We start from the raw sequence: 18546 nt of genomic DNA, 5'->3' as shown, positions 1-18546 counted from the left end.
ATCAGATGACAATGTTCGTACTAATGAAATCGGAGGAAACCCGTGGCCCTTCCCAAGTTGACAGATGAGCAGCGCAAAGAAGCTCTCGCAAAGGCCGCTGAGGCTCGCAAGGCTCGCGCTGAGCTCAAGGCTGCGCTGAAGCGCGGCGAAACCAACCTACAGGAAGTACTGGAGAAGGCCGAGACCGATGAGATCATCGGTAAGACCAAGGTCTCCGCGCTTCTCGAGGCTCTGCCGAAGGTTGGCAAGGTCAAGGCTAAGGAAATCATGGAGGACCTGGAGATTGCTCAGACCCGCCGCCTGCGTGGCCTGGGTGACCGTCAGCGCCGCGCCCTGCTCGAGCGTTTCGGCTACGGCGAGTAATTAGCGCAATGGCTGACGAAACTGCACGCGGGCGCCTGGTCGTTCTGGCCGGGCCGTCCGCTGTGGGTAAGTCCACTGTGGTTTCGCGCCTGCGCGATGATGTAGACAACCTTTACTTCAGCGTCTCGATGACGACGCGCCAACCCCGCCCCGGCGAGTCTGATGGGGTGGACTACTTCTTTGTCTCCCCGGAGGCTTTCCAGGAACACATAGACGCCGGAGACATGCTCGAATGGGCAGAGATCCACGGTGGTTTGCAGCGTTCTGGTACGCCGGCTCAACCCGTTAGGGAAGCGATGTTGGCTGGTCACCCAGTGTTGGTGGAGGTTGATCTTGCAGGCGCCCGCAACGTGAAGGCGGCGATGCCGGAGGCGGAAACCGTGTTTCTGGCCCCACCGTCCTGGGAGGTTTTGGTGGAGCGCCTGACTGGGCGCGGTACCGAGCCACAGGATGTGATTGACCGCCGTTTGCACACCGCAGAAACGGAACTTGCCGCGCAAAAAGAGTTCGACCACATCGTTGTCAATGACAATCTCGATGAGGCCGTTGCTGCAATTAGTGCTATCCTGCGTGGATAGACCACGATTTTGACCATCTACCAACAGTAAAGGTGCATGTGACCAACGTGACCACACCTGCCAATTCTGAGGCCGCAAAGCCGGAGCCAGTATTCGATCCGCCGACGGGTATCACTGACCCGCCTATCGATGAGCTGCTGGGCAAGGTCTCGTCTAAGTACGCCCTGGTGATCTTCGCCGCTAAGCGCGCACGTCAGATCAACAGCTACTACAAGGAACAGGACGAAGGCGTCTTCGAGTTCGTCGGACCGCTGGTGACCCCGGAGCCGGGCGAGAAGCCGCTGTCCATCGCACTGCGCGAGATCGACGCCGGCCTGCTGGACCACGAGGAAGGCAACTAGCCTTCGCCCCGTGAAGGCAGCAGCCTAGCGCGTATTCCGAAATAGACCCACCCTAGTGTCGCTTGAGGCGCTTGGGTGGGTTTGTTGTGTCTTGGGTACTATCGTCCGAGTGAAGGATGTACAGCAAACCCCAGATAGTCCAGAGAGCAGCACTGCCTCGGCTCCCGCAGAGGCGGCTTCACCGGGTGCAGGCGGAACCACGCAGCCGCGTCGCATCCTTGTCGGTGTGGCTGGCGGAATCGCCGCCTATAAAGCGTGTCATCTGATTCGGGACTTCACGGAGCACGGCGATGATGTCCGCGTGATTCCTACAGAAGCCGCGTTAAATTTCGTCGGTGCAGCCACCTTCGAGGCCCTGTCAGGGCATCCGGTCTCGACTACCGTTTTCGATGCTGTTGATGAGGTGCAGCATGTCGCGCTGGGGCAGCAGGCCGATGCCGTCGTCATCGCCCCAGCTACCGCTGACTTGATCGCTCGGCTGGCTTGTGGCCGCGCCGATGATCTGCTGAGCGCCTCTGTGCTGGTTGCTACGTGTCCTGTCATCATTGCCCCAGCTATGCACACGGAGATGTGGCTCAATCCTGCGACGCAAGACAACGTGGCGACATTGCGTCGTCGCGGCGTTATCGTGATGGAACCGGCCCATGGGCGGCTCACCGGCGTTGATTCCGGTGCAGGCCGCTTGCCGGAACCGGGGCAGATAGCGGAGTTTGCCCGCACAATTATTGCTGGCCACCGCGTGGATCATGATTGGCAGGGGCTCAAGGTCGTGATTTCTGCCGGGGGGACGCAGGAGAACCTAGATCCGGTGCGGTACCTGGGCAATCGTTCTTCTGGTCGCCAGGGCTTTGCCTTGGGAGAAGTAGCCGCGCAGCGCGGTGCAGATGTAACTATCGTTGCCGGGAATACTGACGCGCTTCCGATTCCATCAGGCGCCTCCGTTGTGCGGGTGACTTCTACGCGCGATATGCACAAGGCAATCAACGCTGAAGCAGTGGATGCGGATATCGTCATCATGGCTGCAGCTGTTTCAGACTATCGGCCGGCTTCCGTCGCGGACTCCAAGATGAAGAAGGGGGCCGCTGACGAGGACTTAGCTCATCTCGAGCTGGTGGAAAACCCGGATATCCTCAAGGGGTTGGTCGAACGCCGCGAGAATGGGGACTTGAAGCGCGATGCCATCATCGTCGGTTTTGCAGCGGAGACCGGGGATGCACACACGACCGTGCTCGAGTACGCCCAGCAAAAATTCTTGAAGAAGGGGTGCGATGTACTCATGGCCAACGAGGTTGGGGAGGGCAAGGTCTTCGGACAGCCAACGAGTGCAGGGTGGATCCTTCGGAAGGGTGCTGATCCGGTGGAGGTTGAACCGGGGTCGAAACAGGTTGTAGCCGCCCAAATACTTAACGTGGTGAATGAAATTCTGGAAAGGTAGCGCTCGTTCTTGCAGCTGTAGACCGCTTGGTCTACGATGGGGCGGTGTTATTAGCCGGGACGTGGGATAGGCGCTGCCTTGCCCACGGCGCGCAGAACTAGTTTAAGGAAGATTTGTGACTGAAACAGCTGTTCAGGCGGTACGTCTTTTTACCAGCGAATCCGTGACAGAAGGTCACCCGGATAAGATTTGTGACGCTATCTCGGACGCCATTCTTGACGCCCTCCTTAAGGAAGACCCAAACGCACACGTCGCCGTGGAGACTCTTGTCACCACGGGTCAAGTTCACGTTGTGGGTGAGGTGCGTACCTCCGGGTATGTGGAGATCCCGCAGATTGTACGCAAGACCCTCGTGGAGATCGGGTTTACCTCCTCCGACGTGGGATTTGACGGCCACACTTGTGGAGTCAACGTAGCCATTGGTGAGCAATCCCAAGAGATTGGTGCCGGAGTGGACGCCTCAACCGAGGTTCGCTCGGGCCAGTTTGAGGATGACGATCAATATGGCGCTGGCGACCAGGGCCTCATGTTCGGCTACGCAACGAATGAGACTCCAGAATTCATGCCGCTGCCGATCTCTACGGCACACCACCTTTCGCGGCGCCTCACCCAGGTCCGCAAGGAAGGCATCGTTCCTTCCCTGCGCCCAGATGGCAAGACCCAGGTCACCTTTGCATATGACGAGGACGATGTGCCGACTCGCTTAGAGACGATTGTCATCTCCACCCAGCATGATCCGGAGGTGACCCAGGACTGGCTCGCGGAGCAGCTTCGCACCCATGTCGTCGAGTGGGTCGTCAACGATGCGAACCTGAGCAAGTACTACACCGAAGACACCGAGCTCCTCATCAACCCCTCTGGTTCCTTCATTCTTGGCGGGCCAATGGGTGATGCAGGCCTGACTGGGCGCAAGATCATCGTCGATACCTACGGCGGCATGGCTCGCCACGGTGGTGGTGCCTTCTCCGGCAAAGACCCGAGCAAGGTGGACCGCTCAGCCGCCTACGCTATGCGTTGGGTAGCTAAGAACATCGTGGCCGCCGGTCTGGCCGATCGCGCCGAAGTGCAGGTTGCATACGCTATTGGCCGCGCAAAGCCCGTTGGTCTCTATGTCGAAACCTTCGGCACTGCTCAACCCGGTTTGAGCGATGCCGACATTCAGGCTGCGGTGGACAAGGTTTTTGATCTGCGCCCCGCCGCCATTATCCGCGAGCTAAACCTGCAGCGCCCGATCTACCGTCAAACTGCGGCCTACGGTCACTTTGGCCGTACCGATGTTGACCTTCCGTGGGAGGACACCTCGCGGGCTGTCGACTTGCGCCGCGCCGCCGGCCTGTAGAATCGGGCGCTATGCCCAAGAAGACACCCGCCGCCCAGCAACCGGTCGCGCGGGTGTTGCCTTTGTTGGGGGTAGCGCACCTGGACCGCGAATTCGACTACCTCATCGATGAATCGGATTCGCAGGCCGCCCAGCCAGGCGTACGCGTGCGTATTCGCTTCAATGGCCGGCTGGTCGACGCCATCCTGCTCTCCCGCGCCAGCGATTCCGACTTCGCTGGATCACTTCGCTTTATCGATCGCGTCATTTCCCCCTTTGCGGTGTACTCGCCGGAAATGTCGGCGCTCATCGAATCCCTTGCGGCCCGCTATGGCGGCGTGCGCTCCGATATCATTCGCGCCGCTATCCCGGCGCGTCATGCGAAGGCTGAGGAAGCGGATGTCGATACACCGTGGGAAGAATTAGGCACAGCGGAGCACCCGGATCTTTCTGCGTGGTCCGGGTACCAGCATGGTGAGTCCTTCGTGGACTCGGTGCTGTCGGGCCATATCGCGCGAGCAGCATGGCAGATAGCGCCGGGGGAGGATTGGGCAAGCGCGCTGGCAGCGCTGGGCACCAGTGTGGCGCTCCAAGGCGGCGGCGTGCTCATGGTCGTACCCGACCAGAAGGACTTGGATCAGCTCGAGGAGGCTTTTCGCCGCCACGTCTCTGCCAAACAAATCACGGTGCTCGCGCACAGCACCGGCCCCCAGGCACGCTATCGCCGCTATCTATCGGCGTTGACGGGTCAAGCTCGAATCGTCATCGGGACGCGCTCCGCCGCCTTTGCCCCGGTCAAGGGCCTCCAATTGGCCGTCCTACTCAACGATGGCGACGATAGCCTGGTTGACAACCTCAAGCCCTATGTTCACTCCAGGGAAGTGCTGAGCACACGCTCCGCGCAGGAAGGTTGCAGCCTTATCCTCGCCGGCCACGCCCGCACCGCGGAAGCCCAACTGCTCGTTGAATCGGGGTGGGCCCACGATCTTCTACCCGCCGCCAACACACTGGAAGATAGGCGCCCCGAGATTGTTGCGGTGGGTGCGTATGGCGTCAACGTGGCCCGCCATATGCGGGGAGGCACGACGTCGGTAAGCGGCTCCGCCTTCCAAGCCACGCGCGCAGCCCTCGACCGCGGCGAGCCCGTCCTTGTTCAAGTCCCGCGCAAGGGCTACGCCCCAATCCTCGCCTGTGGGCAGTGCGCATCTCCTGCGCGGTGTCGTCATTGCAACGGCCCCTTAGGTCTGCCTTCCGCTCGCGGCTCGAAGCACGAGTCGACCGATTCTGCGGCGCTGCCCACGTGTCGGTGGTGCGGGCGCGTTGACGCGCATTACCGCTGTTCGGAGTGCGGCTCACCGCGGTTGCGCGCCATCGTGTTGGGCTCCGAGCGCACTGCGGAAGAGATGGGCCGGGCCTTTCCCAATACACGCGTGATTCAATCCGGTGGATCCACCGTCGTAGATGAAATCCCAGACGCACCGGCGCTCGTCATCGCGACACCCGGCGCGGAGCCGCGCGTAGCGAAAAGCGGGATGTACGGGGCTGCGCTCCTTGTGGAAACCGGGGCGTCGCTCGGCCGCCAGGATCTGCGCGCCACGGAGGACACGTTGGCCACATGGGCCGCGGCGGCCACCCTCGTAGCGCCAGCCAAAGAGGGTGGTGTCGTTATCGTCGCCGCGGATGAACAGCTGCCGCTTGTGGGCTTCTTTAGTCGGTGGGACATGGTGGGCGCCGCAGCGGCCGAGTTGCAGGCGCGCCGCGAGGTTCGCTTTCCACCCGCGGTGCATATGGCGGCGATCGACGGGGCCGACGCCTCCCTCGATGCATTCCTGGAGCTAGCGGAACTGCCGGAGCATGCGGAGCTTCTCGGGCCCGTACCGTTGCCGCCTGGCGTGAGCTTGCCGGGTGAATACGATCATGAGCGCGGCGGCGAACCACAGCGTCTGCTAATTCGAACCCCGCTGGGCCCGAGGTCCCTGCTGGGCCAGGCCTTGCGCACAGCCAATTCCTTGCGCAGCGCTCGCAAGGATGTCTTGCCTCTGCGTATCGCCGTGGATCCGATAAACATCGGTTAACGCTGCGCTCCTTTCCACCCCTGTCGAGCGCCTCCCGCGGAAGGTGAACTATTCTCGGTGCAGGAGCGCGGAGGGTCCTGGGCAGGCAAGGAATGCCTAGGCCGACAACCCCCGCACGACGTGCCACACCGTCAACCACGAGGAGTACCACTATGACCGTGCGCGAGGTTCGTCTCTACGGCGACCCGGTCCTCACCACCAGAGCTGAGGAAATCACCGAGTTCGGGCCATCATTGGAACGCTTAGCTCAGGACATGCTGGAGACAATGGAAGCTGCAGGTGGAGTAGGTTTAGCGGCCAACCAGATCGGTGTGACCAAACGCATCTTTGTCTTCGATTGCTCGCATTATCAGCATGGTTTGCGCGGTGCCGTCATTAACCCGGTATGGGAGGCGGTGGGCCAGGATATGCAGTTGGGGGCCGAAGGTTGCCTGTCTATCCCCGGTATTTCGCAGCCCACTGAACGGTTCTCTACCGTACGTTTGCGCGGTTTCGACCCACACGGCCGCCCGATATCCATGCTTGCCTCTGGGCTGATGGCGCGTTGTATCCAACACGAAACGGACCACTTGGATGGGATCTTGTTCTTGCAGCGTCTGAGCGATGAACTGCGGAAGGATTCCATGAAAACCATCCGCCAATCGGAGTGGTTCAACACATAGCCATAGCCCTGCTTTATCAGTAGTACAGCAGATTCATTCTTGAACAGTAGATTTAGACACTCTCACACGAGAAAGGCATGCTCTAGCAGTGCGTATTGTTTTTGCCGGAACCCCGGAGCCCGCCGTTGTAGCTTTGGAGAAGCTCATCGACTCATCCCATGAGGTGGCCGCAGTCATTACTCGGCCTGATGCCCGCCGGGGCCGTGGCCGCACGGTACATCCAAGTCCGGTGAAGGCACTGGCGGAAAAACACGGTATCGAGGTGCTTACGCCGACCACACTTAAGCCTGGCACCGAGGACGGTGATGCTCTGCGTGCACGACTAGCAGAAATTGCTCCCGAGGCTATCCCCGTGGTTGCCTACGGAAACCTGATCACCGAGGACTTGCTGAACCTTCCGACGCACGGTTGGGTGAACCTTCACTTCTCCCTGCTCCCGGCGTGGCGTGGGGCGGCACCGGTGCAAGCAGCTATTGCGGCTGGGGATACCCGCACGGGAGCTACGACCTTCCGCATCGACCAAGGCCTGGACACCGGGGACATCCTCGCCACGATCGAAGAGGACATCCAGGACACTGATACCGCTGATGACCTATTGACGCGGCTGGCCTATGCCGGTGGCGACCTTCTCGTGCGGACCATGGATGGGCTGGAAGATGGCAGCATCGCGCCGCAGCCGCAGAGAGGTGAAGCCTCGTACGCGCACAAGATTTCTACCGACGATGCGCGCATCGACTGGACCGCGCCCGCCGAGGCAGTTGATCGCCACATTCGCGCGCATACCCCAGGGCCGGGTGCTTGGACCCTGCTGGGGCAGTCACGCCTAAAGCTTGGTCCAGTAAGCCTAGTGCCGCCCACAGAACTTGAGGTCCTTACTGAGCACTCTGCGCTTCCCGCATTGCAGCCGGGTGAAGTTCACGTGGCCAAGAAGGAAGTGATGGTCGGTACTGGCAGCACCCCGGTACGTTTGGGAAAGATTCAACCGCCAGGCAAGAAGATGATGAATGCCGCCGACTGGGGCCGCGGGCTTGCACGCAAGGCTTCGCAGTCAGTAGAAGGTGGCGAGGATGAGGTGAAGTTCTCATGAGCGGAGGTTTTAGATCCCGCAGTAAGTCAGGCGATCCTGCAGACCGCGCACAGCGAGGGCAGCAACAACGCAGCGGTGCGAAACGCCCAGCCAAGGGCAACAGGGAGCGTCGCGGCGGTCAGCGTCACGATACACGTCGCCCGGTGCGGTCGACGTCGGTGATTTCTGCCGCGCGGCGCTGCGGGGTGGATCGTCCACGTGCTGTGGCTTTCGAAGTATTGCAACGCGTGAACGCAGATGATGCCTTTGCCAACCTCACGCTGCCGAAAGCCGTACGTGCCAATAGCCTCAGTGGCCGCGATGCTGCCTTCGCCACCGAGTTAACCTACGGCACGCTGCGGACCGAGGGCGTGCTCGATGCCGTCATCGCCGAGTGCGCCTCTCGTGGCCTCGACGCTATCGCCCCCGACGTGCTCACCGCCCTGCGAATGGGAACCTACCAGGTGCTCTATACCCGCGTTGAGGCACACGCGGCGGTCGATACTACCGTGCGCCTCGTGGAAGCAGCTGGCCAGGACAAGGCAAAAGGTTTTGCCAACGGCATCATGCGCACCATCACCCGTACACCGGCGCAAGCGTGGTTGGATCAGCTTGCTCCCCAAGGTCAGGTGGCTGCTTTGGCCTTCCGCCATGCCCATCCGGAGTGGATTGCCCGCTCCTTCGGCCGTGCCTTGGGTGTGTTGGAACCCGATGGCACTGGTGCGCTCAGCGCCGATCAGTCGCGTGAGCTGGAGCTCGCACTCGAGGCGGACTCCCAACGCCCCGTTGTGCACTTGGTAGCGCGCCCCGGTGAGATCTCCGCCGAAGAACTCGCCCTGATCACCGGTTGCGAGGAAGGCCGCTATTCTCCCTATGCGGTCTACCTTGAGCACGGGGATCCTGGTTCGCTAGAGCCGGTTCGCCAACGGCTAGCGGCAGTCCAAGACGAAGGTTCGCAGCTCATTGCCCGCGCGGTAACGGAAGCCGAGCTCAGTGGTGAAGACACCGGACGCTGGCTGGATCTGTGCGCCGGACCTGGTGGCAAGGCCGCCCTCATGGGTGCAATTGCACGCATAGAGGGCGCGACAGTCGATGCCGTCGAAGTCTCCCCGCATCGCGCCACGTTGGTGGAAAAGACGGTGGGGGACCTGCCAGTGCGCGTGCACCAAGCGGACGGCCGAGCGCCAGGACTGAAACCAGGCTTCGACCGCGTGCTGGTCGACGCCCCCTGCTCCGGCCTAGGCGCGCTCCGGCGGCGCCCGGAAGCTCGCTGGCGCAAGGCCGAATCAGACATTGCCGAGCTTAACCAGCTGCAAACCGAGCTGCTCGAGTCCGCGTTGGAGCTGGTGCGTCCAGGTGGCGTCGTGGTGTACTCGACTTGCTCGCCGGATCTGCGTGAGACCAGGGGCATCGTGGATGCCGCCGTGCAGCGGCACGCAGAGGGATCAGCGATTCACATCGAAGAACTGGATGCGCGCGACGTGCTGCCGGAGATGGGGGACCTTGGCGCCGAGCTGTCCGCGCAGATGTGGCCGCACCGCCATGGCACCGATGCGATGTTTTTCGCGGTCTTGCGCCGAGTAGCGGACTGAGGCTGCGAGAGGGACTAGGCTGAAGGTCATGTCTGCACTCTCGTCTGGTCCCATTATTTCCCCGTCCATCTTGGCCGCCGACTTCACCCGTTTGGGCGACGAGGTCCGCGCCGTGGCCAACGCGGATTGGATCCACGTTGACATTATGGATGGACACTTCGTCCCGAACCTGTCTTTTGGCCCGGATATCACTGCGACGGTGGACGGGATTACACCGCAGACGCTGGACGTTCACCTCATGATTGAGGAACCCGAGAAGTGGGTAGAAACCTACGCAAAGGCCGGCGCCGATTGCATCATCTTCCACGTCGAGGCCGTCGCCGACAAGGACGCGGCCATCGCCCTGGCGCGCACAATCCGGGATTTAGGTGTGCGCGCGGGCTTTTCCATTAAGCCGGGCACGCCGATCGAGCCTTGGCTGGACGCCCTCGAGCACTTCGACGAAGTGCTCGTTATGTCAGTTGAGCCGGGCTTTGGCGGTCAGAGCTTTATGCCGGATCAGCTGGACAAGGTGCGCGCCTTGCGCGCGGCCATCGACGAGCGCGGTCTGGACGTCCTCATCGAGATTGACGGTGGCATTTCCGCTGAAACGATTCGCTCCGCCGCCGAGGCGGGCTGCGATGCTTTCGTCGCAGGTTCCGCCATCTACAAACAAGCAGATAAGGCAGCGGCCGTCGACGAGCTGCGTAGCTTGGCCACGCTGTGATCCCACACCTAGACTCAGCGGTTCTCACGCGGGCGCTGCGTGTGGCCATGGAGGCCGGCGATAAGGTGCGCGGCACGACGAGCCCAAACCCGCCTGTAGGAGCGGTCATACTTGATGCCGCCGGCCGCGTCGCCGGTGTCGGCGCAACCCAGCCCCCGGGCGGTCCGCATGCCGAAGTCATGGCGTTGCGCGATGCGGGCGACAAGGCGCGCGGCGGCACGGCGGTCGTTACCTTGGAACCCTGTAACCACACCGGCCGTACTGGGCCCTGTGCGCAGGCGCTTATCGATGCCTCTGTGGCCGCCGTTTACTTCCTCCACCCAGACCCCACCCCGGAGGCCGGCGGCGGCGCGGCCACATTGCGCGGCGCCGGCATTACCGTGGGGCATATTGAGGCGCCGGAAGGCGTGAGCGATGCACTCGCCGGGTGGTTGGGTTCGGTGCGCTTGGGCAGGCCGCACGTGACGCTCAAGTTTGCCCAAAGCCTCGACGGGTTCACCGCCGCAGTGGATGGCAGCAGCCAATGGATTACCGGAGAGCAGGCTCGCGAGCATGTGCACCGCGACCGGGCACAAAGGGATGCCATCCTCATCGGCACGGGCACCGCGCTGGCAGATAACCCGTCGTTGACGGCACGCTACCCGGACGGCTCATTGCGTGAAACGCAGCCGCGGCGCGTCGTCATCGGCTCCCGGGACGTGGACCGAGGCGGAAGCAGTAATCTGGCAAAGCTAGGTTTCGAGCACTATGCCACCCCGCAGGAGGCGCTAGCTGAGCTATACGCCAGCGGCGCGCGCGACATTCTCGTCGAAGGCGGCGCTGGACTCGCGACGAGCTTTATGGAACTGGGCAGCGTGGATTTCATTCAGGCATACATCGGCAACGTCATCCTTGGCCAGGGCAGGGGAGTTCTCACTCGGGCTGTGGCCTCGAGCTTGGCGCTGGCTCCGAGGTGGGAGCGCGCAGCGGTTACCGAGCTTGGCGCCGACCTGCTCGTGGAATACCGGAAGAACGAGAAGTAGGAAAGGGGAGTACGGACTATGTTTACCGGACTCGTAGAAGAAGTCGGGCGCGTCGATAGCGTGGAACCGCAGGGCGATGCAGTCCGTTTGGGCATCGCGGCATCCACCGTGCTGAGTGATGCGCAGTTGGGTGATTCCATCGCTGTCAACGGCGTCTGCCTGACAGTAGCCGAGCTGGGAGAAGGAACCTTCATCGCAGACGTTATGAAGGAATCCTTGAACCGTAGTTCATTGGGAGAACTCGAAGTGGGTTCGGCGGTTAACCTCGAGCGGGCGGTGCTCCCAACGACTCGTTTGGGCGGCCACATCGTGCAAGGCCATGTCGATGGCACCGGCACGCTGCTTTCCCGCACCCCCTCGGAGCACTGGGAGGTGTTGCGTTTTAGCCTGCCGCGGGAGCTCGCCCGATACGTCGTGGAGAAGGGATCCATCGCCGTCCAAGGAACGTCCCTGACGGTGTCCGCGGTGTCGGCGGATGAAGATAAACCTGGCGCGGATGGCTTTTTTGAGGTCTCTCTCATTCCCACCACATTGCGCGATACCGTGTTTGGTGCGATGGCGCCCGGCGACCGCGTAAACCTCGAGGTAGACGTGGTTGCAAAGTATGTTGAGAAAATGGTTCACCCTAACGCCCACGCCGCGGGCACAGAGGGATAGAGTTAGTCCTTATGAGCGCTGCAGATTCAGCTTTTAGTTTAGATAGCGTCGAGCAAGCCATCGCCGACATCGCGGCCGGCAAGGCCGTCGTCGTCGTGGACAATGAAGATCGGGAAAACGAAGGTGATCTCATCTTCGCCGCCGAGCTCGCCACCCCGGAACTCGTGGCTTTCATGGTGCGTTATAGCTCCGGATATATTTGTGCACCTTTGCTCCCAGAGGACTGCAAGCGCCTGAACTTGCCCCCGATGATGGCGGTTAACCAGGACGTGCGGCAGACCGCCTACACCGTCACCGTGGACCTGGCTAATGGCTCCACTGGCATCTCCGCTACCTCGCGCTGTGAGACCATCCGCAAGTTGGCTGATCCCTCCTCCGAGCCGTCGCAGTTTACGCGCCCGGGCCATGTCGTCCCGCTGGCTGCCCGCCCGAATGGTGTGCTCGAGCGTGATGGCCACACGGAAGCCGCGATCGATCTGGCACGGTTGGCGGGGCTCCGCCCGGCCGGCGTGCTCTGTGAGATCGTTTCCGAAGAAGACCCCACGGATATGGCTCGCTCGCCGGAGCTGCGCCGCTTTGCCGACGCCCATGGGCTCACGATGATCTCCATCGAGCAGCTCATCGAATGGCGCCGCCACAATGAGCAACAGGTTCACCGCGAGGTAGAAACCCGCCTGCCCACCGAGTACGGCGAGTTTCGCGCGGTGGGCTATGTGAATGGCGTCGACAAGCGCGAGCACATTGCCCTCTTCGTCGGTGACGTGGAGAGCTATTCCGGTGCGGAAGACGTACCTGTCCGCGTGCACTCTGAGTGCCTGACCGGTGATGTCTTTGCATCTGAGCGCTGTGACTGCGGCCCGCAGCTGCAGGAATCCCTCCGCGCGGTCCAAGCGGCCGGGCGTGGCATTGTCATCTACCTTCGCGGACAGGAAGGGCGTGGCATTGGCTTGGTGAACAAGCTCAAGGCCTATCGCTTGCAAGATGACGGGATGGACACCGTCGACGCCAACGTGGAACAGGGGCTGCCTGAAGACGCCCGCGAGTACTCCGTTGCCGGACAAATCCTGCGCGATGTGGGCGTGAAATCCGTCAACCTCTTGACCAACAACCCACACAAGGGTGAAGGGCTACAGGGCTTCGGCATTGACGCCACCGCCCGCACCGGGCTGGCTACACCCGCCACGGCCGAAAACATTAGCTATCTGCGCACGAAGCGCGACAGGATGGGCCACGACCTGCCACAGGTGGCCGAATGGGATCTCAAACACTCTTAGAGCATTAAGACCGAACACTAGAACAAAACAAAGGAGCACACCGTGAGCAAGGAAGGCCTGCCAACCCCGAACAATGTTTCGGGAGAGGGACTGCGCGTCGCCGTAGTCACCGCCACGTGGAACGCCGAGATCTGCGATCAGCTGCACCGCCGCGCGCTTGAGACCGCCGAAGCCGCTGGCGCTGAGGTCACTCCGTTGCGCGTCGTCGGCGCCCTTGAGCTGCCCGTCGTGGTCCAAGCTGCGGCGCGCACCCACGATGCTGTCGTGGCGCTGGGCTGTGTCGTCCGCGGCGGCACTCCGCACTTTGACTACGTGTGTGATTCGGTCACGCAGGGACTGACGCGGATTGCTCTCGACGAGTCGACGCCCGTGGGAAATGGTGTCCTGACGGTGAACGACTATGAGCAAGCCGTCGATCGCGCCGGATTTGAGAACTCTTCAGAAGATAAAGGCGCGGAGGCTATGCATGCAGCTTTAGAAACCGTGCATACGTTGCGTACACTGAACGAGTCGACCCTAAAGTAGGCTGCCAAGCGCAACCACGGCGATCTGCATATCGCGCAGGCCCGTGGCCTGTCTTAGCGGAGTGATGAGGAGATGGAAACTCGATGACGGATCCACAGGTGCCTTCGGCGCACGAAGAGCGCGCGCGGTCAGCCCGCGCTGGCAAGGCCTCCCAATCCTCGCAGCCGGGCGCGCCCGCTGCGTCTGGGGGTTCCTCGAGCGTGAGCGATGAGCAGGTGCGGGCTTATACCAGCGCCGATCCCTTCGCCCAGACTTCATCCAAGCCCTGGGAGTATGAGGCCACCTCGCCCTACCTGCGCAAGGTGGCAATCATCTGGATCATCCTTGTGATGGCAGCGCACCTGTTTATGGGCTTCACGGTTGGCTTGTCCTTTACCGGCGCGACTGTGACGACGATTGATAAGTTTGCCTTCCCCGGCGTCGGCGTGATTATCTCCATTCTGTCTTGGTTGGCGCTGACGCGTCCGCGGCTGCGCGCGAACTCCGATGGCGTAGAGATCCGCAACATTGTGGGAACCCGCTTCTACCCGTGGCAGGTCATCTATGGCCTGTCCTTTCCCGAAGGCTCGCGCATGGCACGCATCGAACTTCCTGACTTTGAATATGTTCCGGTGTGGGCCCTGCAATCGGGCGATAAGCAGGACATTATCACCAAGGTCCGCTCTTTCCGTGACTTGGAAGCCCGCTACATGCCGCAGGATGACTAGTGGCCGATCCCTCTGAGTACCGCCCTGCGCCCGGAAGCATCCCCACGGATCCGGGCGTTTATAAGTTCCGCGATGATAATCGCCGCGTCATCTATGTGGGCAAGGCAAAGAATTTGCGGGCGCGGCTATCGAATTATTTTCAAGACATCACGCAACTGCACCCGCGGACCCGCCAAATGGTCCTCACTGCGGCTTCGGTGGAATGGACCGTGGTGGCCAGCGAGGTGGAAGCGCTGCAGCTGGAGTACACGTGGATTAAGCGCTTCGATCCACGCTTCAACGTCATGTACCGCGATGACAAAACGTATCCGATGCTTGCGGTATCTGTGGGGGAGACCATCCCGCGAGCGTTTTTCTACCGCGGCCCACGCCGTAAAGGTGTGCGCTACTTTGGCCCCTATTCCCACGCCTGGGCAGTGCGTGAATCGCTTGACCTGCTGACGCGAATTTTCCCTATGCGCACGTGTGCCAAAGGGGTATTCAACCGCCATGAGCGCTTGGGGCGGCCTTGTTTGTTGGGGTATATCGGAAAATGCGATGCCCCCTGCATTGGCAGGGTGAGCGCCGAGGAACACCGTGAGACGGTGAACCAGCTGCTGAGCTTCATGAACGGCAATACTGGTCCTGTGCGCAAGCGACTAACCCAGCGAATGGAGGAAGCCTCAGAGAACCTCGAGTTCGAGCTGGCTGCCCGCCTGCGCGACGATCTCGGCGCGATTGACAAGCTCATGGAGCAACAGGCTGTGGTGCTTTCCGACGGCACCGACGCCGACCTCATCGCGTTTAGCTCCGACGAGTTGGAGGCGGCAGTTCAGATCTTTCACGTGCGCGCGGGGCGCATCCGCGGCCAGCGAGGCTGGGTGGTGGAACGCTCCGGTGACCAAGCCATCACGGAGCCAATCGAGGAAGGACAGCCTGATCCGGGGCTTCCGGCGCTCATCCAGAATTTCTTAATCCAGTTCTATTCGGATGCCGTGGAGCGCCAGCGCCAGGAGGCCGCGGAAGACGCCAAGCTGGAGCGCAGGGGAGTAGACCAGGAATCCCATACCGCGGTTCATCGGGGAAACGCCATCCCTCGTGAGATCTTGGTCCAAACGCTGCCGGACGAAGCCGGTGAAGTGAAGATAGTTCTGGAGGACCTGCGGGGCGCGCAGATTGACTTGCGGGTTCCGCAACGCGGTGACAAGCGCGCCTTGATGGAGACCGTCGAGCGCAATGCGAAGGAGCAGCTGCGGCAGCACAAACTCAAGCGAGTCGGAGACCTTACTGCTCGATCCGCAGCCCTGCAGGAGCTGCAGGAAGCGTTGGACATGGATTCCGCGCCGCTGCGCATCGAGTGCACGGATATCTCGCACATTCAGGGCACCGATGTCGTGGCCTCCCTGGTGGTTTTCGAAGATGGGCTACCGCGCAAGTCCGATTACCGCCGCTACCGCATCAAGGAGGCGGCGGGCGATGGCCGCTCCAACGACGTGGGGTCTATCGCTGAGGTGACCCGGCGCCGCTTCAAGCACCACCACGAGGACAAACGAGCGGTTCCGGACGAGGAGCTGGAAAACACCACCTTCGCTGAAGAAATGGTCCGCGAGGAGGCCGCGAGCCAGACCAAACGCAGCTCCTACCCGCCGCAACTGTTCATCGTCGACGGTGGCGCACCGCAGGTGGCGGCGGCGCAGGCGGTGTTCGACGAGCTCGGCATCGTCGATGTGACACTCATCGGCCTGGCCAAGCGCCTGGAAGAAGTGTGGGTCCCGGGCGATGATGAGCCGGTGATTCTGCCGCGTAATTCGCAGGCGCTATTTCTTCTTCAGCACCTCCGCGATGAGGCGCACCGCGTAGCTATTACGTACCACCGACAGCAGCGGTCGAAGCGGATGCGCTCGTCCGTACTCGATGCGGTACCGGGATTGGGGCCGCAGCGGCGCACCGATCTGGTGAAGCACTTCGGCTCAGTGAAGAAGCTCAAAGAGGCCAGCGTGGAGGAGATTGCTGCGGTGAAGGGGTTTGGCCCGAAGCTGGCGCAGACGGTATTTGATCATCTCCAGGATTCCTAAGCAGGTTTCCCTCCTTGCCTCGTGATCAGATGGTAAGAATGGAAGTCATGACGCTGTTAGACTCCCCACCCATTTTGATCACGGGCATGTCAGGCGGTGGCCTGACGTCGGCGGCTAAAGTGCTGGAGGATAAGGGCTATTACGTAGCCCACAACATTCCGCCGAAGTCTATCGTCGACCTACTGAGGCTGTGCGCTCGGCCCGATTCCCCGGTGACAAAGATTGCCGCGGTGACCGATGTGCGTTCCCGAATGTTTCCGGGTTCTTTAGCGGAAACCTTGGAGGAACTCGAAAAGCTGGATATGAAGCCCACCCTGCTTTTCCTCGATGCGCGCGATGATGTGCTCATCCGTCGCTTCGATTCGGTGCGGCGTACCCACCCGATGCAGGAGGGCGAAACCCTCAAAGCAGGCATCCAACGAGAGCGCGCAGCGGTGCAATCAATTCGCGAGCGCGCGGACATCATCATCGATACGACCAACCTGTCCGTCCATGATCTGCGGCGCGCTATCGAAGCATCCTTCGGCGAAATGGGTCATGAGAAGCAACACGTCACGCTTGAGTCCTTCGGCTTCAAGCATGGCTCACCGCGTGATGCGGACCTTGTCGTTGATGTTCGCTTTCTTCCCAATCCCTATTGGGTACCTGAGCTGCGGGGGTACCGTGGCACCGACGAGCCGGTTGCGGATTATGTCTTGTCTCAAGAGGCGGCTGAGCCCTTTATCGAGCGGTTCATCACCATGTTTGACTCGATGCTCACCGGCTACCGCCATGAGGGGAAGAACTTCATCACCGTGGGCATCGGTTGTACCGGTGGGCACCATCGCTCGGTGGCCGTTACGGAAGAAATTGCCCGCCGCCTCAGGGACCGCGGTGACCTCGATGTGAGCACGTTGCACCGAGATATTTCTCGCGATTAGGTGCGATAAGATACATATTCATTCCCTACCTAAATAACTGAAAGCTATTATTCCCGTGACGACTCTCCCTATCCACATGGCTAGCCTGGGCGGCGGCCATGGGCTGTATCAAACTCTGCTGGCCGCACGCCGTACGGGCGCGGAGACAATCTCCGCCATTGTCACTGTGGCCGATGATGGCGGTTCCTCCGGCCGCTTACGCCGTGAGATGGACATCATCCCGCCTGGTGATTTGCGCATGGCCCTTGCCGCTCTGTCGAGCGATTCGGACGAAGGACAGCTGTGGGCTTCTACTTTGCAGCATCGATTCCAGAGCACAGGTGCCATGGCCGGGCACGCTGTGGGTAATCTCCTTATCGCCGGACTCAACGAGGTGTTGGGGGACTTCCAGGCGGCGCTCGATGCCGTTGCGCGTTTGACGGAGTCGGCCGGACGGGTGCTGCCGGCCGTAAATCTACCGCTCGAGATTGAGGCGGATGTTTCCGGGCTTGACGACGACCCCCGTATCATGCGCTCCGTGCGCGGCCAGGTGGCCGTTGCCTCAACTGTGGGGCAGGTGCGCCGCGTGCGCATCATCCCGGAGAAGCCGGAAGCTAACCCGGAAACGATCGCTGCGCTGCACGACGCGGATTTGATCACCTTGGGCCCCGGCTCGTGGTTTAGCTCCGTGCTCCCGCACGTTCTCGTTCCGGACATCGTCAACGCTATAACGTCGTCGGATGCCCTTCGCGTGGTGGTGCTCAATCTTTCCGCCGAACCAGGGGAGACCCAGGGGTTTTCTGCGGAGCGCCACCTGCACGTGCTAGCGCAGCATGCGCCAAACCTGCGGGTCGACAAAGTCATCGTCGACGGCACCGGTCTCCCCAATGAATCGGAGCGAGTCTTTGTGCAGCGCGCTGCTAGTGTGCTCGGCGCCAGCGCAGTATTTCGGGATGTCTGTCAGACGGACGCTGACGGGAACTCGCTGAACAAACACTGTCCAGACAAGCTAGCGCAGGTTCTTACCGAACTGTATGCCGAGTACGCTGCCGAACGTGGGGCGACGGCGGGTGCCCCGGGCACTCATCGGGGCTAGGCGCACGATAGACTATGGGGCATTCATTGTTCACTGCTACGTCATAGCGCATACGTCATAGCGCACAAGTGCGGCGCGACGCGTTGCGTGCCTTCTAGAGTGAGGTCAGGCTGCGTCGTACTGCGCTACTGCCGACGTTCGCGGTGCACTGTGTCAAGAGTCGAAAGGGGAGGCAC

General features: G+C 61.5%; 18 protein-coding genes. All 18 read left to right on the top strand.

All coding sequences use genetic code 11. The features are described from left to right. Window positions 1-42: 42 nt before the first annotated feature. The 18 genes from mihF to yvcK all read left to right on the top strand — a co-directional run bounded on the left by mihF (window position 43) and on the right by yvcK (window position 18370). Window positions 43-363, top strand: a complete 321-nt coding sequence (gene mihF / locus HMPREF2967_RS03395; protein WP_010186801.1) for an integration host factor, actinobacterial type — start codon at window positions 43-45, stop codon at window positions 361-363. A gap of 8 nt (window positions 364-371) precedes the next feature. Further along, window positions 372-941, top strand: coding sequence for a guanylate kinase (gene gmk / locus HMPREF2967_RS03390; RefSeq protein ID WP_070684995.1), 570 nt, complete (start codon window positions 372-374; stop codon window positions 939-941). Window positions 942-979: 38 nt separating this feature from the next. After that, window positions 980-1282 (top strand): DNA-directed RNA polymerase subunit omega, encoded by a 303-nt coding sequence (gene rpoZ / locus HMPREF2967_RS03385; RefSeq protein WP_070524322.1) that lies wholly within the window; start codon window positions 980-982, stop codon window positions 1280-1282. 214 nt (window positions 1283-1496) lie between these two features. Next, the gene (gene coaBC, locus HMPREF2967_RS03380) at window positions 1497-2717 is read left to right on the top strand and encodes a bifunctional phosphopantothenoylcysteine decarboxylase/phosphopantothenate--cysteine ligase CoaBC (RefSeq protein ID WP_070685030.1); all 1221 of its coding nucleotides are present in this window, start codon (window positions 1497-1499) and stop codon (window positions 2715-2717) included. A 115-nt stretch (window positions 2718-2832) separates the two neighbouring features. Then, window positions 2833-4056 carry a methionine adenosyltransferase gene (metK, locus tag HMPREF2967_RS03375; protein WP_070532969.1) on the top strand — a complete coding sequence of 408 codons (1224 nt, stop codon included), beginning with the start codon at window positions 2833-2835 and terminating at the stop codon, window positions 4054-4056. A gap of 11 nt (window positions 4057-4067) precedes the next feature. After that, window positions 4068-6110 carry a primosomal protein N' gene (locus HMPREF2967_RS03370; RefSeq protein ID WP_070684993.1) on the top strand — a complete coding sequence of 681 codons (2043 nt, stop codon included), beginning with the start codon at window positions 4068-4070 and terminating at the stop codon, window positions 6108-6110. A 152-nt stretch (window positions 6111-6262) separates the two neighbouring features. After that, the gene (gene def, locus HMPREF2967_RS03365) at window positions 6263-6772 is read left to right on the top strand and encodes a peptide deformylase (protein ID WP_070684991.1); all 510 of its coding nucleotides are present in this window, start codon (window positions 6263-6265) and stop codon (window positions 6770-6772) included. A gap of 88 nt (window positions 6773-6860) precedes the next feature. Further along, window positions 6861-7859: a methionyl-tRNA formyltransferase gene (gene fmt / locus HMPREF2967_RS03360; protein WP_070684989.1), complete on the top strand. Its 999-nt coding sequence runs from the start codon at window positions 6861-6863 to the stop codon at window positions 7857-7859. Further along, window positions 7856-9430 (top strand): RsmB/NOP family class I SAM-dependent RNA methyltransferase, encoded by a 1575-nt coding sequence (locus HMPREF2967_RS03355; RefSeq protein ID WP_070684987.1) that lies wholly within the window; start codon window positions 7856-7858, stop codon window positions 9428-9430. The genes fmt and HMPREF2967_RS03355 overlap by 4 nt, the downstream gene beginning before the upstream one ends. A gap of 28 nt (window positions 9431-9458) precedes the next feature. Next, window positions 9459-10136: a ribulose-phosphate 3-epimerase gene (gene rpe, locus HMPREF2967_RS03350; protein ID WP_070564430.1), complete on the top strand. Its 678-nt coding sequence runs from the start codon at window positions 9459-9461 to the stop codon at window positions 10134-10136. Then, the gene (gene ribD, locus HMPREF2967_RS03345) at window positions 10133-11158 is read left to right on the top strand and encodes a bifunctional diaminohydroxyphosphoribosylaminopyrimidine deaminase/5-amino-6-(5-phosphoribosylamino)uracil reductase RibD (protein WP_083303831.1); all 1026 of its coding nucleotides are present in this window, start codon (window positions 10133-10135) and stop codon (window positions 11156-11158) included. The genes rpe and ribD overlap by 4 nt, the downstream gene beginning before the upstream one ends. Before the next feature lie 18 nt (window positions 11159-11176). Further along, window positions 11177-11815, top strand: a complete 639-nt coding sequence (locus tag HMPREF2967_RS03340) for a riboflavin synthase (protein WP_070564433.1) — start codon at window positions 11177-11179, stop codon at window positions 11813-11815. Window positions 11816-11826: 11 nt separating this feature from the next. Continuing rightward, entirely contained in the window at window positions 11827-13089 is a 1263-nt protein-coding gene (locus HMPREF2967_RS03335) for a bifunctional 3,4-dihydroxy-2-butanone-4-phosphate synthase/GTP cyclohydrolase II (protein ID WP_070524307.1), read from the top strand. A gap of 42 nt (window positions 13090-13131) precedes the next feature. Continuing rightward, on the top strand, window positions 13132-13614 hold the full coding sequence (gene ribH / locus HMPREF2967_RS03330; protein WP_070524305.1) for a 6,7-dimethyl-8-ribityllumazine synthase: 483 nt from the start codon (window positions 13132-13134) through the stop codon (window positions 13612-13614). Between the two features lie 83 nt (window positions 13615-13697). Then, window positions 13698-14321: a PH domain-containing protein gene (locus HMPREF2967_RS03325; protein ID WP_070684985.1), complete on the top strand. Its 624-nt coding sequence runs from the start codon at window positions 13698-13700 to the stop codon at window positions 14319-14321. Further along, window positions 14321-16375 carry an excinuclease ABC subunit UvrC gene (gene uvrC / locus HMPREF2967_RS03320; RefSeq protein WP_070683013.1) on the top strand — a complete coding sequence of 685 codons (2055 nt, stop codon included), beginning with the start codon at window positions 14321-14323 and terminating at the stop codon, window positions 16373-16375. The genes HMPREF2967_RS03325 and uvrC overlap by 1 nt, the downstream gene beginning before the upstream one ends. Before the next feature lie 38 nt (window positions 16376-16413). Next, window positions 16414-17295, top strand: coding sequence for an RNase adapter RapZ (rapZ, locus tag HMPREF2967_RS03315; protein WP_070524299.1), 882 nt, complete (start codon window positions 16414-16416; stop codon window positions 17293-17295). A 76-nt stretch (window positions 17296-17371) separates the two neighbouring features. Beyond that, window positions 17372-18370, top strand: a complete 999-nt coding sequence (gene yvcK / locus HMPREF2967_RS03310) for a gluconeogenesis factor YvcK family protein (protein WP_070564442.1) — start codon at window positions 17372-17374, stop codon at window positions 18368-18370. Window positions 18371-18546: the final 176 nt, after the last annotated feature.

It is taken from the genome of Corynebacterium sp. HMSC059E07 (genome assembly GCF_001814395.1).
GTDB classification, from domain to species: Bacteria; Actinomycetota; Actinomycetes; order Mycobacteriales; family Mycobacteriaceae; genus Corynebacterium; species Corynebacterium hesseae.
The sequence above is the reverse complement of the archived record's forward strand: the minus strand, read 5'-3'. Positions and strand labels throughout refer to the sequence as shown.